Here is a 16545-nt window from a genome sequence, read left to right as displayed (position 1 = left end):
CGCCAACCATTTCGCGCTATGCCGCATGAATACTGCGTTAAAGCGAAGCGGCAAATAGCAAGCGAAACGGCAACATGTGCATTCGTTGTATGTATCGCTGATTGCCAAACTCATCTCGCGATAGTTTCAGAGCGGAACCGCAGCCGACGAGCTGCACTGTTATTCGCAAACAAGAACCCCCCAGACAATAAAAAACGGGCCCGAAGGCCCGTTCTTTAAATCAGCCGCTGTTACAGCGGACCGATGGTGGAGCATGTCTTCTTGGCAGCGGCATGCTTTTGCAGCGGAGCCAGCTGAGGACGATGCTTACCGCTCGACACGTCCAGCGCCATGATGTTCTCACCCCAGCGAGGACCGGCAGCCCAGTACGTGCTCGGGATGCAGTTCGCGTTCAGGTAAGCCAGCAGGTTGTCAGTCGCGACCACAGCAGATGGAGAGAAGTCCGGAATGCCGTGCTCACCAAGGAACCCGCGCAGCTTGTTCGCCTTAAGCCACTCGACCCAAGGCTTGACCCGCTCGACACCCAGCATCGGAGCAAAGGTTTCAGCACGCTTGGTGTAGGTACCCGAGTAGTCGAAGTCCAGGTACTGGTGCGCTTCGTACACCAGGTTGTTCTTCGGATCACGCATCCACGGATCATTGATCAACGAGGTGTTGTACTTCTGCCAGTGGAAGGCGCTGGAGTAACGGTCACCGGCGATCATGATCCACTTGGACGGATCGATCTTGCGGATCGCCTGTCCAGCAGCCTGAGCCGTCTGCGGCCAGAGGTTGTTACCAGTGTTGTAAGGCTCGTTCATCAGACCGTAGCCATACAGCGCAGGATGCTTGGACACCGCTACCGCAATCTTGCGCCAGGTCTCGGCGAACTGGGCGCGTGGCACTTCCGGCGAGTTAATTACCTTGCCGTAGTAGCGATAGTAGTTGTGCATATCAAGGACGACCTTGATGCCGTACTTCTGTGCGTAATCCAAGGACTGCTTGATGCGACCCAGTTCAGCTGCGTCCAGTTCGGTACCCAGCTTGGGCTGGATACGCTCCCAGAGGAAGCCCAGGCGAACCAGCTTGAAGCCGAGCCCGGCGTGACGCTTGTAGTAGGACTCGTCCGCGTAGGTATAGCCCTTATTGTAGATACCCGGAACAGTGCCCGGATCGAACACACCCGAACCGAAGTTGACACCCACAAGATTAATACCGCTGCCATCACTGACTACCGGGGCCGGAGCAGGTGCTGGAGTCGGGGCTGGTGCCGGGGTCGGCGCTGGAGCAGGCGCAACGGCCGCTGGCGGCGTAGTTGTGCCGGTGCTGCTGGATACAACACTGATGGTCTTGGGATAACCGACAGCGCTGGCGGACAGCGCAGTGCCTTTAAGCATGACAGAGAGATGCGCGCCTACGTCATAGACCGCAGCGACCGTACGCACCTGGCCATCGGCCAACTTGACCGATGAACCGACCGCGAACGCGGCCTTGTTTGCCCCGGTGTCCGGGATCGAGAAGCCGGCGGACTTGCGATAGATGCCGTTCTCCCAATCGGAGTTGGTGAAGCTGTTCATCGAAGCGGTGTAAGTGCTGCTAGGTGCACTGGGGGCGGTTACAACCGGAGCCGGGGCAGCTGGCGCGCTAGGGGCTGCAGTCGCAACCACGGTGCTGACGGTGCGCGGGGCGCCGACTTTACCGCCATCCAACAGACCACCATGTACGTAGATGCTTAGATTGCTTCCAACCTTGAAGACCTTGGAAATCTTGCGCACCTGGCCGTCAGCGAACTTGATCTGAACGCCCGGCTTGAATGCAGCGATGGAAGCCGAAGTGGCCGGTACTGACAACGCGGCGGTGCGGCGCCAAACGCCGTTAAGGAAATCGTTACTGGTGAACTTGTTGATCGAAGACGTGAAAGCGGTCGAGGAAGAGGTACTTGCTGTGACGGCAGCAGCCACTTCGCCTGTAAAGGTAACAGCACTGAATACTGCAGCGAGCGCGATAGAACGAACGAGTGCCTTAGGGGCGCCCATAAATACATTGGTAGACATCTAGTCTCTCCGAAACTTAATACTTCTAAAGGCCGGAGCCTTTAAAAAAGTGGCGGGAGTTGTAATTAAGTCGTACAGGCGCTTGGGGCAGATGCATCACTTGCGCAACCGGACGAACCGCGTTGCAACGACACCGGATCACCAGTAGTGGAACCCGGCAATCCGTTGCGTGGCGTCTTTATAATAGGTTTCCAAAACGATTCAAAATTTATTTGACGGCTTTAGATCGTCAACCCTACGTCACAATTTTGACCGGCCATTAATCCGCTATTATTTCATGGCTTAGTGCCATCACTGCAAATAGGGTTTAATCCGCTTTAGCCCGTTGCGGTTACGCCAGCTACAGCGTCATTTTTTTGAATTCCTAGAGCGATCGCTAAGCACAGGCCTATTAATTAACCCGACAAACGGTAGGCGTAAGGAAGCCTGATTTCCGGTCGCTGATAGAGGAGGAAGCATCGCTTCCACTCATGAAAGAAGGCGTGGCTATGGCGAAATCGAAGATGGAGAAACGATCTATGTCGCAAGAACGATTCGAAAAGGGTGACCACGTACGCTGGAATTCTGAAGCCGGGCACGTCACGGGGCGCATCGTCAAAGTGCATACCCGAGACACCGACTACAAAGGCCACACGCGACACGCCAGCCCTGAAGAACCTCAATACGAGATCGAAAGCGACAAGACCGATCACGTTGCAATGCACAAGGGCGGCGCGCTGAGTCGGATTAAATGAGCCCGGTTCAGCCCCAGCAGATCTGGACCGTCGGCCATTCCACCCGAACAACCGAGACCTTCATCGCCTTACTGGAGCACTACGGCATCCGGGCCATCGCCGATGTGCGGCGTTTTCCGGGCTCAAGGCGGTTACCGCAATTCATGTCGGCAACCCTCGAAGCCTCGCTCGCCGAGCATGGGATCGCCTATGAGTGGATCGAAGCGCTGGGGGGCCGGCGGCGGGCCACGCCGGGACCGAGCGCGAGCGCATGGCGCAATAGCTCCTTTCGTGGCTACGCCGAACACCTGCACACCGACGAGTTCGCCTGCGGGATACAACAGCTCTTGCGCTTGGCAGCCGAGAAACCCACCGCGATCATGTGTGCCGAAGTGCTCTGGTGGCGATGCCACCGCTCCATGGTGTCGGATGTTCTGAAGTTGCGCGGCGTCGAAGTGCTGCATATCCAGGACGAACAACGTCTGACACGGCACCCCTATACCTCGCCAGCAAGACTCAACCACGGTGAGTTGGTTTATGACGAGGGCATCGGGCAGCCGCTTAAGACATCCGGGCCAGGCATTGGCTAGCGCCGATTCCATCGCAAGAGCAACCAGGTCGTGGCGTGCCTGCAGATGCTCCGACCGCATCTGTCAGCTCCCCAAGCGAAAAGACCTTCGGCGCTGATCAGAAGGCGTCGATACCGTCCATGCGACAAAACTGCCTACCCGCCGCAGAAACTTTTTCAGGGGAGCAGCTTCTTATTGCCAGATGCACTTCAAGCATCGTGCGGCATAACCCACTCTAAGAATGGTGCTCCGCTGGGAACCACGCGTGTCGCACAGGCGGCTCGCCCACCGGGAAGGGAGTTCGAGTGAATAGCCTCCTTATGGGCAAACTGCTCGCAGCCCGACAACAACTGGCCGGAAACGCCTCCGCCAAGGTGTTCAAGGGCATGGCGACGCTGGCCGTCGGCAACGGCTTGGCCCGGATTGTTGGCCTCGCATCTATCCCGCTCCTCACTCGCATCTACAGCCCCGAGCATTTCGCTGTCCTGTCGGTCTTTACCGCGCTGCTGCTGATTCTTGCCCCGATGATGACGCTGCGCTATGAGCTCGCGGTTCCGCTGCCTAGCAGGGACGGCACTGCGATGACGCTGATGGTTCTGTCCGCGATCTTCGTAACCGTGGCAACAGTAACGGTGAGCGTCCTGTTGTGGCTCGCCGGCCCCGCTTTGCTGACCCTGGTCTCAATGGAAGCGCTGATGCCGTATCGCTGGATGCTAGGGGTCGCATTGACGAGCGCTGGTATCTATGAGGTGCTGTTGATCTGGGCCGTACGCCGACGCGCCTATCCGGCCATCGCACGCACCCAGCTGCAGCAGAGCGTTGTGGGTTCGATTGCCAAGGTGGCGCTGGGATTGCTGGGACTAAAGCCGGTCGGACTACTGGCTGGCCAGGTGTTGGGGGCTGGCGCGGGAACAATCAGGCTGATGCGGTTGTTCGATGCTGATGTGAAGCGCTACTGGCGCCACGTCACATTGTTACGGGCCTGGCGGCTAATGCGGCATTACCGAAGCTTTCCTATCTACCGCCTGCCTTCACAGTTGCTGCAGATATTCTCCAGCCAGGCGCCTTTGCTGCTAACCGCCGCGCTCTACGACCCGCGGACGACGGGCCAACTCGGGCTGGCCATGATGACGCTGGCTTTACCGATGAATCTGCTCGGGCATTCGACCAGCAAGGCCTATTACGCTGAAATCGCCACTATTGGGCGTAAGCGCCCCACGGAAATTCGTACGCTGACCTATTCGGTGATCAAGCGGTTGCTGGCCCTCGCGCTCGCGCCGACGCTACTACTGCTGCTCTTCGGTGAGCGAATATTTGCGTTGGCGTTTGGCACTGAATGGACGATGGCGGGCGAAATGGCGTCGTTATTGGCGATTTATCTGTTGTTCCAATTCATGCATGCGCCAGCTTCGCATCTGCTTTCGGTCTTCCAGGGGCAGCGGCTGCTGTTGGCATTGAACATACAACGGGCTGTGCTCACCCTCGCCTGCTTCGCCAGCGGTTACCTGCTTGAGCTGCCGATTACTTCGGTTTTGCTGGTTTACGCCATCACGCTCTCGGCGCATTACCTGTTCAGCCTGCTGATGTCGTTACGCGTGATTCCACGATAGTCATCACCGCCTTTCTGCCGTGACCCTCCATGGCCATGCGACAGACATCGGAGATGGCTCAGGGCTCGCGCTTTAGCGCGTTCCAGTCACCTACACGGCGAGCACTGGAGAGTGCGTTACGCGACAGGTAATAGAAGAAGACGGGAATACCGATGGCATAACGCTTGAACAGCCGGCGCGGCTCGATGAGCATGCGGAATGCCCACTCCAACCCCAGGCGACGAAAGACAATGGGTGCACGGGGGAAACGTTGCGCCGAAAAGTCCAGAATGGCGCCGCCGCAAATCAGCAGCGCACGGGTATCCATGGCCTTCTGCAGGTGCAGCGCAACGCGCTCCTGCTTGGGCATACCCATGGCCAGCACGATGATTGGATAGCGACCAGGCACGTGGTGCTTCTGGTAGAACGCCAGATAATCCTCGGGCGCCTTGAAGCCATCGATGGCATGGAAATGCCTGTTTCCGAACAGGTTGCGCGCACCCTCGCTGAGCCAGGGTTCACGGGTGCCCATGGCAAACAGCTCGTAGCGGTCTTTGGACTCGCCTACCAGATCCTCGATCAGCTCAGGAATGAAGTCTGACCCATTGAGGTTGGCCTTGGGATCCCGCCCATTGAATGAGCAGGCCATCTTGATGCCTATCCCGTCGCGCAGGAGGTAGTTGACCTGCAGAAAGCTATCCAACACCGCCGGCTGACGCTGCGCAATGTTGTAGCCGTGCTGATTGAGAAAGCCAAGAATCGTCGGTGAGTCACGCTTTTTCAGTTCAGAGATGAAAGGACCTGTATCGGCTTCTTCCAGTAGTTTCAGCTTCCCTATCAAAGGATCCATCCTTTTGGTGAGGGGATTTTTCATAAATAGATTCTCTGTTTGTAACCCGTGAAAAAAGTTGTTGGCGTCCGACAGCAATCTTGGTGGTCGTGCGCCGCCAGGCGGAAAGATTCGCCTGTCAAAAATGAACAATGCCTGCCGTCACCGGACAAACGAAGCAGCCGCAGCCGCGGTATCGTCCCAAAGAGCAGAATGAGGTAGTGAGATGTTAAGGATACGCAGCGCTTCGGACCGGTCAAAAGGAATACTCCTCGGACTCACGCTTGCCCTCTCGAGTGCCGCTAGCTACGCAGAAAATATCGATCTGGTTGGATTGAATATTGGCGGAGCCGCATTTTCCGGTAATGTCATCCCCGGAAAATATAAAACAAATTATTTCTTCCCTGCGCCCGGCTACCTTGCCCAGTGGAAAGCCAAGGGTATCGAGACCATCCGCTTCCCCATTATGTGGGAGCGCCTGCAACCAGCATTGAATGCCGAACTTGACGAGGACTATGCGGAACTGATCGACCAGACACTGCAACAGGCCGCTCAATACGACATGCGCGTCATCCTCGATATTCATAACTATGCCCGTTATCGCAAGCAGATAATCGGCACTGAGGCCGTGCCGATATCGGCATATGCCGATCTGCTCGAACGTGTGGCCAAGCGTTGGAAAGATGAAAAAGGCCTTTATGCCTACGACATCATGAACGAGCCACATGGCGCCGATGAATACTGGCCGGCTGCCGCTCAGGCCGGTATCGACGCCATCAGAAAACATGACCAGAAGCGGCCCCTGCTTATCGAGGGCAACTTCTGGTCCAGCAGTTATCGCTGGCCGAAATTCAATGATCCGTTGTTGCAACTGAATGACCCCTCCGACAAGTTGATATTTTCAGCTCACCTGTACATCGATAAACATGGCAGCGGACATTACAAGGAGCCGCTGGAGAAAAACTTCGACACCATGCTAGGCGTCAAGCGCGTCAAACCCTTTATCGACTGGCTGATCGAGCACGACAAACAAGGCCATATTGGCGAGTTCGGCATTCCCGCCGATGAACCTCGCTACCTCGAAGCCATGGATAACTTGTTGGCTTATCTGCAGGAGCACTGCATCCCGATTACCTACTGGGCGGCGGGCTCTTCCTGGGGCAAATACAAACTATCCGTCGAACCCACCAAGGACGGCCGAGACCGCCCTCAGTGGGATGTACTCAGCAAATACGTCGGCCAGGGCGAATGCACTCGCATCGGACCTAACCACTGACTGTATTCATGCGGACGGCAGGTTGGTTGCTCACTTTGGATACACAACCAACCTCGCCTTCAACTCTTCGATGATGGCGCTACGGGCGCCCACCTGCTCAATATCGACTTGGCCTTCCCAATCAGTTTCGCTTTGAGACTGTGAGTTTTCCGCAGCGTATTGGCCTTGAGGTTGTAGACCTGCCCAGGCACATACATCTCATTGGTCTCGATGCAGTAGACCGGCTTGCGGCTGAGCTTCATGATCTCGACGGCCTGCCTAACTTCGCTTTCGACGAACAATCGTGTCAGCGGTTGCTTGGCATACACCTCCGCCTTGAACTTGTGATGGATGTTCAAGCGCCGGCGTTCTTCGGCGGTGGGCAGATCCAGCATGTGCAGCGTTCCGTACTGCACGCCGTTGCGTTCCAGCCATTCTTCCGTTTCGGCGCGATACTTCTCCAGCCGGCTGGTCACCAAGTGCGCGACCTTGACCGAGGGAATGAATAAAGGGCGCGTGCAGCTGAGAAATTCCCGATAGTTCGGGCCGTCATCGTTCTCTTCGTTGGTCGGGTCGATACAGAGCACACCGTCGATATCCAGGCACGCTTGCGCCAGGTAAGGATGGTGCATAACGTTCCATTCGAAGACCCGAGGCTGTTCGACGAGCTCGAGGTGAAAGTCGACATGGTGCCGATTATGTTTCTCGGCAAATACCGCCATGGTCACCACCTGGCCGTCATAGCTCGCACGAACCTGTTCTTCCGCGGCACGCATGGACTTAGCCGATGAAATACTGTCGTCGACCAGCAGAATCTTTTTCGCCTCCCTTGGTTTGACCAGTTCAGCATGCTTGTAGGTGCGGGTACTGCCCTTCTTCAGGTCGTCGTTGCGCAGGAATGAGTAGAGATCCGTCAACGGAAGATTCTGTTTCAGCGCAATGATGCTGGCGACCAACATCCCACTTCTTGGTATGCCGACAACCAGATCGACATCGTTGGGAATTTTGCCGGCACATTCTGTACTCAGCCGCGACAGATCATTCAGGCTTCGGTAATTCATCGAACTCTCTCCTGCACCCTGTTCTTTTGACAGTCCATTTTCTTAGGTCGGTTACCTGTTGCTCAGCGCCCCAACGAGGCGCGCAATTGCTTGGAGTGCGTATGCACGTAATGCAGCGCATAGAGCGCTAACGCATTAGGTTTGGAAAAATTCAGAAAGCGCTGCCTGATATCCATGTCTTCACGAATCGCCTCGAAGCGTCGTTTATGTGAAACACCGGTTGTATCAAAAATGCACAGCGGGAAAGGCAACTGAAGAACTTCAGCCTGCAGGTCCAGCCCTTGGAGAAACTCGAGCAGCAAGCAGTAATCGGCCGACAACTTGTAATCCAACCGGAACTTGAACCGCTGCAGCCGCCCGTTCTCGAAGTACATCGTTTGATGGCTAGCCGGCAAACCAAGCGGTGCGCGCTCAATGGGCCGAGCGGCGGTACGCTTCAACTCGCCGCTAGCTTCTTTGCGATAAAAATCGCCGTAAATGAATTTTGGTTCGACGATGGCATTCGTTAATTCTTCATTGATCCGCTCAAGTACATTCGGATCAGCAAAGGAATCGCCACTGTTTAGAAACAGGGTATAGCCGGGGGTCTCAACGGCTCTTTGGCGCCCTTTTTCCATTGCATCGTAGATGCCTTTGTCCGGCTCTATCGTTATTTCTGCCTGACTGTCATCCAGGCTTCTTAACCACTCACCACTGCCATCTTTTGACGCACCGTCAATTACGATCCAGCGAAAGTTCCGGTGAGTCTGGCTGGCCAGGCTCCGATAGGTTTCCTTCAGGCCATCAAAATTATTCCAGTTTATAGTTACGATACTGAAACTGACCATAATTCACCTGTTCTAGATTTGCATTGAGAGGAGCATCCGCCATCTGCAACTTGGCGTAATAGAGGAAGAACGCAGCCGCCATTCCATACACGTCGCCCGAGAACGTCAGCGCGTTGGACAGCGTGATATTCAGCATGCTCACCACGAACGAAAGCTGTAATGCGGCAAGAAGGTTGCCCTTGTCCGAACACTGGCGCATGACCCAGATGAAGCCGCCATAGAACAACAGGACTACGACTGGCGTCAGGAAACCGTAGCGGTGATAGACGCCGAATATTCCGACATCCGCCAGATAGAAGTGCGAGTTATAGATCCTCGAGAACCCGCCATTCCATTGCAGGGACAGCGCGCCCATACCGAAATAATTGTTCGCGCTGATGGCGTCGAGAATCACCGAAACAGTTGTGTCACGCACCCCAGGCCCGGATGTCGCATCGAACAGCAAGGCATCGAAGCGCGCGAACTGCTCGTGATAAAACTCCGGAACCAGCAGATACGACACCACCAGAACCATCACACCCAGCGCACTCAGCTTCATTAACGAGTCGATACGCTTGCGGAAAATCCATACCCCGGCCAGCGCCCAGACGAGCATGGTCTGGCGTGTTTGCATGACCAACCAAAGGTAGGCGACGAAATAGAGAAGAATGGCCAGCCGCCCAAGAGTGACGCGGTCCTTCATGCTGTACATCACCATGAACACGGCAACGGTCACGAACGGCGAGCCGATACGAAAACGATTCGGGCGCAGCAGGTCTTCATACTGCGTCCAGTCATCGACGGTGAACGCGGCGATCTGGTTCTGGGGAATGATCCCTAAGTAGTAGGCAAAGCCCAGCGTCGCGCAAAACAGTGCGACATAGAGAAAGTACTTCGCCAGCTCTTCCTGGGTGGGAGATGCTTTGATCAACAAGAACAGCGTCGGAAAGAACACCAGGTACTGGAAGAAACGACGTTCTTCCAGCAAGCCATACGCCAGCGGCTGACCGAAGTTCAGGTTGGCGAGTACCGCCGAAATCACCGGTAACAGGCAGCCCATGAAAATGATCCACAGGCTCGTCTTGGACTGATAGACCCATTTCCACGCCACGAACAGACAGGCCGTTGCCGCAATCACCAGCAGCAGGAACAGCTCTTGGAAGTACGCGATCCCGGCCCGTTTGTCATCCGTCAGGAAGAAGCAGGTCGAGTTCAGCAGTAACAGGATGAACAACAGATTCTTGTACGCCAGAACTTTCCTTAACAAGCGCTCTCTCCAGTATCCGATTGACGGGCGAAACATAGAACCGAGCAGCCCATCCTGATGACTTGGATGAGGCGGCCCACTGCGGCGAGGAAAACGTGCGCCATGGATGGACAACAGCAGCGGACGAAAGGTCCGCTGCTGCAAGATGCATCCCTGGCGGCTGCTCTTTTCGGTCAGTGACGCGCCTGGTGCTGGTTTTCGACGAACCAGCGATAGGCGTCGCGCAGACCGTCTTCCAGACTGATGCTCGACTGCCAGCCCAGCGCCTTGAGGCGCGAGACATCCATCAGCTTGCGCGGCGTGCCATCCGGCTTGCTGCTGTCGAACTTCAACTCACCCTGGTATTCGGTGACCCGCGCAATGGTTTCCGCCAGTTCGCGGATGCTGCAGTCCACGCCAGTACCGACGTTGATGTGCGAAAGCATCGGCTGGGTGTGGGCCTGATAGGTTTCGTCGTCCAGTTCCATCACGTGCACGCTGGCGGCGGCCATGTCGTCGACATGGAGAAATTCACGCTGAGGCTTGCCACTGCCCCAGATCACCACTTCGTTGTCGCCATGCTGGGTCGCTTCGTGAAAGCGCTTGAGCAGCGCTGGCACCACGTGGCTGTTTTCCGGATGGAAGTTGTCGTTGGGACCGTAGAGATTGGTCGGCATGACGCTGCGATAGTCCCGCCCATACTGGCGGTTGTAGCTTTCACAGAGCTTGATGCCGGCGATTTTCGCAACCGCGTAAGGCTCATTGGTCGGTTCCAGCACGCCGGTCACCAGCGCCTCTTCTTTCATCGGCTGCTCGGCATGCTTTGGATAGATGCAGGACGAGCCAAGGAACAACAGCTTGTTCACATCGTTGACGTGCGCCGCGTGGATGATGTTCGCCTCGACCATCAGGTTCTGATAGATGAACTCGGCCGGATAGGTGTTGTTGGCGTGGATACCGCCGACCTTGGCCGAGGCCATGTACACCTGATCGATTTTGTTTTCAGCAAAGAAGGCATTGACTGCCGCCTGATCGACCAGATCCAGCTCTTCACGACCGCGCGTGATGAGGTTGGTGTATCCCAGCGCTTGCAAGCGGCGGACAATCGCAGAACCCACCATGCCACGATGTCCCGCAACGAAAATACGTGCGTCACGATTCATATTCAGTTCTCCACACTCACTGGAACTTCGAAACCGTGCTCTTTGAGCAGGGCATGGCGCTGGGCGACCTTGAGGTCCTCACGAACCATTTCGGCGCACATTTCCTGCACACTGATCTCAGGCGTCCAGCCCAGCTTGTTCTTGGCATTGCTCGGGTCGCCGAGCAGGGTTTCCACTTCCGCGGGACGGAAGTAGCGCGGATCGATACGGACAACAACATCACCGACCTTCAGTGCCGGCGCCTTGTCCCCTTCGATACCGGCAACGATGGCGCGTTCTTCGATGCCGCTTCCTTCGAAGCGCAGCTCAACGCCCAGCTCGGCAGCTGACCACTTGATGAACTCACGCACCGAGTACTGCACGCCGGTCGCGATGACGAAGTCTTCGGCCTGATCCTGCTGCAGCATCATCCACTGCATGCGCACGTAGTCTTTGGCATGTCCCCAATCGCGTAGCGCATCGAGGTTGCCCATGTGCAGGCACGTCTCGAGCCCCTGGGCGATGTTCGCCAGGCCCCGGGTGATCTTGCGCGTCACGAAGGTCTCGCCACGGCGTGGCGACTCGTGGTTGAAGAGAATCCCGTTGCAGGCGTACATACCGTAGGCTTCGCGGTAGTTCACGGTGATCCAGTAGGCATAGAGCTTGGCCACCGCATAAGGAGAACGCGGGTAGAACGGCGTGGTTTCCTTCTGCGGAATTTCCTGGACCAGGCCATAGAGTTCGGAAGTCGAGGCCTGGTAGAAGCGTGTCTTCTTTTCCAGGCCCAGCAGGCGAATGGCTTCAAGGATGCGCAAGGCGCCCATCCCATCGACATCGGCGGTGTATTCAGGCGACTCGAAGCTGACCGCGACGTGGGACTGCGCGCCGAGGTTGTAGACCTCGTCCGGCTGGACTTCTTGGATGATGCGGGTCAGGTTCGACGAATCGGTCAGGTCGCCGTAGTGCAGCACGAAGTTCTGGTCTTCAACGTGACGGTCCTGATAGATGTGGTCGACCCGCTGCGTATTGAACGACGACGCACGGCGTTTGATGCCATGTACCTCGTAGCCCTTTTCCAGCAGAAACTCAGCGAGATAGGAACCGTCCTGGCCAGTAATTCCGGTGATCAGCGCGCGTTTCTTTTCCATTTCAGAGTACCTGTAGGTTCCAGATGACGAGAGGGGTATTGAGTTGATGCTGGGCAGACAGCGCAGAGGCGACCGAGCGCTCCGCCCCGCCTTGCAGCTGATTGAGTCGATAGTTGGCCGTTGACGTTAACGGGGCGTTACCGCCCTGCCCGGCGCGGACGAACGGACCGTTCATGCGAGCATTTCCTCGTACAGCGCCTGGTATTGGCGGGCAATTACAGGACTGTCAAAGGTGCTGGTGATCTTGTCCCGCGCATTGAGCGCGAGCTGCTGATAGTCCGCCTCGCCGGTGACCCACTCGACGCCTTCGGCTAAACCCTGGGCTTCGAAGGGCGCGGCCTTATAGCCGTCTTGCTTGTGGGTCACGATGTCTTTGGGGCCGGTGGCGTCGAAGCACACCACGGGCGTTCCGCAGCCCATGGCTTCGGCCAAGGTTTTGCCGAATGCTTCCATCAGGCTCGGTGCGATGAACACGTCCGCGGCGGAATACAGCAGGCGCAGCGAGATGCTGTCGTGCAGGTAGCCGAACGAGGTGTAGTCGAAGCCCAAGGCGTCGGCAATGGACTGGTCCAACTTGCCGAAAAAACACAGGTGGTACTTGGCCGGATCCAGGTGCGTCAGCATCTCCAGGTACTTGCCGAAGCCCTTGTAGGTGTCTTTGGCGCTGGTGCAGCCGGTGAGGATGATCTTTTTCTCGGTGGTCAGTCCCAGCAATTGCCGGGCAAGGGCCTTGTCCAGCGGGAAGAACTCGCTGGCATCCACATTGTTGTGGATGGTGCGCACATCGAAGTCGCGGAACAGCAGGCTCTGCCTGGCCTGTTCGGACACCCAGTCGCTGATGCCAATCATCTTCATCGATGCGGGCAGGTACTTGCGCTTGCGGTTGAGTACGAAGCGCGACAGGTCTTTGTCGGATTGGCTACCCAGCTGATCGCAACTGCCGCAGCCCGTGGTGAATTTTTCGCAGCCCATGGCGTAATGGCAGCCGCCGGTCATTGGCCACATGTCACGCATGGTCCAGACAATAGGCTTACGCAGTTTGGCGAGATGCTTCATGTCGACGAAGCCACCATTGACCCAGTGCAAATGCACCACGTCCGCCTCGCGACACTCGGCGCTGTGAGTGAAATCGGCGCCCATGACGCCTGCGCTGAACATGCCCGACTGGCGCTTGCGATAGACGCTGGCGAACGCTTGGTCGGCCTGGCTTCTGGCGATGCTGATGATTTTGTCTTTTTTGCTACGGCTGACGGACACCACAGAGGTGTCGCCGTGGGTTTCCTGGCTATTGGTGTAGACGAGGGAATCCACACCCAGCGATCGCAACCCCTGATGCAGCCAGTAGGCACCGCGCGCGGCGCCGCCGGTCAATTCGCCAGCGACCAAATGTAATACTTTCATATCAATCGAAACTCTCTTCTGGATGCTGCGCGTTCTGCTGAGCCGCATACCACCTGCGCGACGCAATCAACACGATCACCATCAGCGACGAATAGATGACGATGCTGGCAACGGCGAAGGCCTGAACGGTGGCCAGCGCGGTGCCGATCAACAGCGCACCACCAAACAGCGAGAGCACACGCAAGCTGGTGCTAAAGATCTCGAACAGCAGGAAACGGGCTTGCAGCGACAGTGCCGGAACCGCGACCACGCAAGGGCGCGAGACGAAGATCACGTACTCGGCCAGGGCCAGCCAACGGGCGTATTCGCCCGCCACATGCCACTGTTCACCGAACACCAGTGCAAACAGCCATGGGCCGAACACGGCCACCAGGGAAAACGGCACCAAGCCGACCAGCCCCAGTGCGGCGGTTGCCTTCAGCAGCATCGCCGCGACCGGCTCGCGGTCATGGATGGCGCGGCTGATGCGTGGGTAATAGACGTCGGCTACTGATTTGCCAATCAAGTTGGTCGGCATCGTCAGCGCCTGCTTGCACAGAGCGAAGAAACCGGCAGCCGCCGGGCCAAAGTAGGCGGCGAGCACCAACGTCGGCAAATGCTGCGACACGGCATTGATCAACATCACCGGCGCGCGAAACCTTGGGAAGTCGCTGTGCCTGCGAGCCAGTTCGAGCATGCCGTGGCGGCCCTGCTCGACTTCATCTATATGATTGTCCGCATGAGGCTTGGCCCGTAGCATCGCCAGCCCCAACATCGCTGCGTGCAGCGCTTGTTGCAGAGCGGTGGTGCAGACCAGCACCAGCGCAGACGACTGCACCAGACCGGCCAGGGTCCGCATCGAATTGAACAGCAACGAGTGCCCCACCGCCACGCTCGCCGTGATACGGAAGCGCTGGGTGCGGAACAGCCACTGCTGACAGATCTCGAGCGCCGCGCCACAGAACATCACGAACGGGATGAGCATCAGGTACGGCTGGATGATCTCGATCTCGAGTGTTCGAGCAAGCTGATCGCCAAAGAACTGCAATGCCAGCGCAACCACCGTCGCCAGCGACAAAGCTATCGCCAGCGCCAATCGCACCAACCCCCGCGCATCGCCATCGCGCTTGGGCAGCACGATCGCGATGGGATAGGTAAGCGCAGCGACCGGGATCAACATCATCGTGACGCTGAGAAAGGTGCCGAGAACCCCGTACGCTTCCGGACCGTAAATGCGCGTGATCACCGGCATGAAGGCCAGGGTGATCGCCTGCGCACCGGCAGTGCCGGTCACCACGGTCAAGATATTGCGCAGCAGCTTGCTGCGCATGCTCGTGTGCAGCAGCGCGGCCAGACGTTCTCTCACCGGAGACGAACCGCGCCGCATGCTGGACTGATCGATGGCGCTCACTCGCAGCCCCTCGCTCAGGCGTGAACCGGCTGACGGCCAATGCCGTAATAGCTGAAGCCTTCACGCTTGACCTGCTCGCGGTCGTACTGGTTACGCCCGTCGATGATCAGCGGCGTCTTCAACAGCTTTTTGAGCGCACGGAAATCAGGACGGCGGAACGGCTTCCATTCCGTGACCAGGCACAGCGCGTCAGCATCGATGGCCGCTTCGTATTGGCCTTCGACGATCTGCAAAAGGCCGTCGGTGAACCAGCTCTCGGGGAATTCGCGACGGGCCGTTTCGCGGGCGACCGGATCGAACGCGCGGACCTTGGCGCCGGCATTGATCAGGCTGTTGATCAGCACGACGCTTGGCGCCTCGCGCATGTCGTCGGTACCAGGTTTGAACGCCAGTCCCCAGACCGCGAAGGTGCGGCCGCTCAGGTCGCCTTTGAAATGGGTGGACAGCTTGTTGAACAGCGAATGCTTCTGCTGGTCGTTGCGCGATTCAACCGCCTGCAGCAGCTTGGGCTCGAAGTCGTTCTGATGGGCAATGTTGATCAGCGCCTTGACGTCTTTCGGGAAGCAGGAGCCGCCATAGCCGCAGCCGGCATAAATAAAGTGGTAGCCGATGCGCTCGTCCGAGCCGATGCCCAGGCGCACGTTTTCGACGTCCACGTCGAGACGCTCGCACAGGCTGGCGATCTCGTTCATGAAGGAGATCTTGGTGGCGAGCATTGCGTTAGCGGCGTACTTGGTCATCTCCGCGTCGCGAATCCCCATGAACATGGTGCGCGGACGATTGCGGATAAAGGGTGCATAGAGCGCGCTCATTACCTGGCGGGCGTGCTCGTTGTCAGCACCGATAACGATGCGGTCCGGGTGCATGAAGTCATTGACCGCGGCACCTTCCTTGAGGAACTCGGGGTTCGAGACGACTGAAAATTCGATCTCGACGCCACGCGCCTCAAGCCGCTCGGTGATCGCTGCGCGCACCAGATCCGCCGTGCCCACCGGGACGGTCGATTTGTTCACCACGATCGCCGGGCCAGTCAACATGTCACCAATCTGCTTGGCGACTTCCAGCACGTAGCGCAAATCGGCGGAACCATCCTCGCCCGGCGGAGTGCCTACCGCGATGAAGAACACCTCGGATTGCTCGACCGCCTCGGACAGCGAGGTGGTGAAATGCAAACGGCCAGACTGATGGTTTTCGGTGACGATCTCTTCGAGGCCCGGCTCGTAGATCGGCAGAATGCCCTGCTTCAGGTTATCGATCTTGGTCTTGTCGACGTCGACGCAGTAGACCGTGTTACCCATCTCCGCGATACAGGCTCCGGTAACCAACCCGACGTAGCCGCTTCCAACGACGGTGATATTCATAG

Annotated in this window: 15 protein-coding genes; 4 read left to right on the top strand and 11 right to left on the bottom strand. The window is 57.4% G+C overall.

All coding sequences use genetic code 11. From position 1 onward, the window contains the following. Positions 1-230: 230 nt before the first annotated feature. Positions 231-2033 (bottom strand): glycoside hydrolase family 5 protein, encoded by a 1803-nt coding sequence (locus tag ACIGHL_RS03845; RefSeq protein WP_128119509.1) that lies wholly within the window; start codon positions 2031-2033, stop codon positions 231-233. A gap of 518 nt (positions 2034-2551) precedes the next feature. Here ACIGHL_RS03845 and ACIGHL_RS03840 point away from each other — a divergent pair. The 3 genes from ACIGHL_RS03840 (at position 2552) to ACIGHL_RS03830 (ending at position 4925) form a co-directional block, all read left to right on the top strand. Continuing rightward, the gene (locus ACIGHL_RS03840) at positions 2552-2767 is read left to right on the top strand and encodes a hypervirulence associated TUDOR domain-containing protein (RefSeq protein ID WP_128119510.1); all 216 of its coding nucleotides are present in this window, start codon (positions 2552-2554) and stop codon (positions 2765-2767) included. After that, a complete protein-coding gene (locus tag ACIGHL_RS03835; protein ID WP_128119511.1) occupies positions 2764-3336 on the top strand; it encodes a DUF488 domain-containing protein in 573 nt (190 codons plus the stop codon). The genes ACIGHL_RS03840 and ACIGHL_RS03835 overlap by 4 nt, the downstream gene beginning before the upstream one ends. Before the next feature lie 284 nt (positions 3337-3620). Then, positions 3621-4925, top strand: coding sequence for a lipopolysaccharide biosynthesis protein (locus ACIGHL_RS03830; RefSeq protein ID WP_128119512.1), 1305 nt, complete (start codon positions 3621-3623; stop codon positions 4923-4925). A gap of 58 nt (positions 4926-4983) precedes the next feature. On the opposite strand, the gene ACIGHL_RS03825 is transcribed toward ACIGHL_RS03830, so the two are convergent. Further along, positions 4984-5754 (bottom strand): WecB/TagA/CpsF family glycosyltransferase, encoded by a 771-nt coding sequence (locus tag ACIGHL_RS03825; RefSeq protein ID WP_064481851.1) that lies wholly within the window; start codon positions 5752-5754, stop codon positions 4984-4986. Positions 5755-5959: 205 nt separating this feature from the next. On the opposite strand from ACIGHL_RS03825, the gene ACIGHL_RS03820 reads away from it, so the two are divergent. After that, positions 5960-7009, top strand: a complete 1050-nt coding sequence (locus tag ACIGHL_RS03820; RefSeq protein ID WP_128119513.1) for a glycoside hydrolase family 5 protein — start codon at positions 5960-5962, stop codon at positions 7007-7009. A 59-nt stretch (positions 7010-7068) separates the two neighbouring features. On the opposite strand, the gene ACIGHL_RS03815 is transcribed toward ACIGHL_RS03820, so the two are convergent. The 9 genes from ACIGHL_RS03815 to ACIGHL_RS03775 all read right to left on the bottom strand — a co-directional run bounded on the left by ACIGHL_RS03815 (position 7069) and on the right by ACIGHL_RS03775 (position 16543). Next, positions 7069-8049, bottom strand: a complete 981-nt coding sequence (locus ACIGHL_RS03815) for a phosphoribosyltransferase family protein (RefSeq protein WP_446697523.1) — start codon at positions 8047-8049, stop codon at positions 7069-7071. 62 nt (positions 8050-8111) lie between these two features. Then, on the bottom strand, positions 8112-8876 hold the full coding sequence (locus ACIGHL_RS03810) for a glycosyltransferase (protein WP_128119514.1): 765 nt from the start codon (positions 8874-8876) through the stop codon (positions 8112-8114). Further along, entirely contained in the window at positions 8839-10122 is a 1284-nt protein-coding gene (locus tag ACIGHL_RS03805; RefSeq protein ID WP_241509034.1) for a hypothetical protein, read from the bottom strand. The genes ACIGHL_RS03810 and ACIGHL_RS03805 overlap by 38 nt, the downstream gene beginning before the upstream one ends. 173 nt (positions 10123-10295) lie before the next feature. Further along, positions 10296-11264: a GDP-L-fucose synthase gene (fcl, locus tag ACIGHL_RS03800; protein ID WP_128119515.1), complete on the bottom strand. Its 969-nt coding sequence runs from the start codon at positions 11262-11264 to the stop codon at positions 10296-10298. A gap of 2 nt (positions 11265-11266) precedes the next feature. Continuing rightward, on the bottom strand, positions 11267-12391 hold the full coding sequence (gmd, locus tag ACIGHL_RS03795; RefSeq protein ID WP_128119516.1) for a GDP-mannose 4,6-dehydratase: 1125 nt from the start codon (positions 12389-12391) through the stop codon (positions 11267-11269). A 1-nt stretch (position 12392) separates the two neighbouring features. Next, entirely contained in the window at positions 12393-12566 is a 174-nt protein-coding gene (locus ACIGHL_RS03790; RefSeq protein WP_181689964.1) for a hypothetical protein, read from the bottom strand. Continuing rightward, positions 12563-13792, bottom strand: coding sequence for a glycosyltransferase family 4 protein (locus ACIGHL_RS03785; RefSeq protein ID WP_128119517.1), 1230 nt, complete (start codon positions 13790-13792; stop codon positions 12563-12565). Before ACIGHL_RS03785 ends, ACIGHL_RS03790 begins: the two co-directional genes overlap by 4 nt. A 1-nt stretch (position 13793) precedes the next feature. Beyond that, on the bottom strand, positions 13794-15182 hold the full coding sequence (locus ACIGHL_RS03780; RefSeq protein ID WP_446697524.1) for a lipopolysaccharide biosynthesis protein: 1389 nt from the start codon (positions 15180-15182) through the stop codon (positions 13794-13796). A gap of 14 nt (positions 15183-15196) precedes the next feature. After that, positions 15197-16543, bottom strand: coding sequence for a UDP-glucose dehydrogenase family protein (locus ACIGHL_RS03775; RefSeq protein ID WP_064481846.1), 1347 nt, complete (start codon positions 16541-16543; stop codon positions 15197-15199). Positions 16544-16545: the final 2 nt, after the last annotated feature.

Origin of the sequence: Pseudomonas sp. NPDC077451 (genome assembly GCF_044543345.1) — a bacterium.
Taxonomy (GTDB): Bacteria; Pseudomonadota; Gammaproteobacteria; order Pseudomonadales; family Pseudomonadaceae; genus Stutzerimonas.
This window is presented reverse-complemented; position numbering and strand designations above follow the sequence as displayed.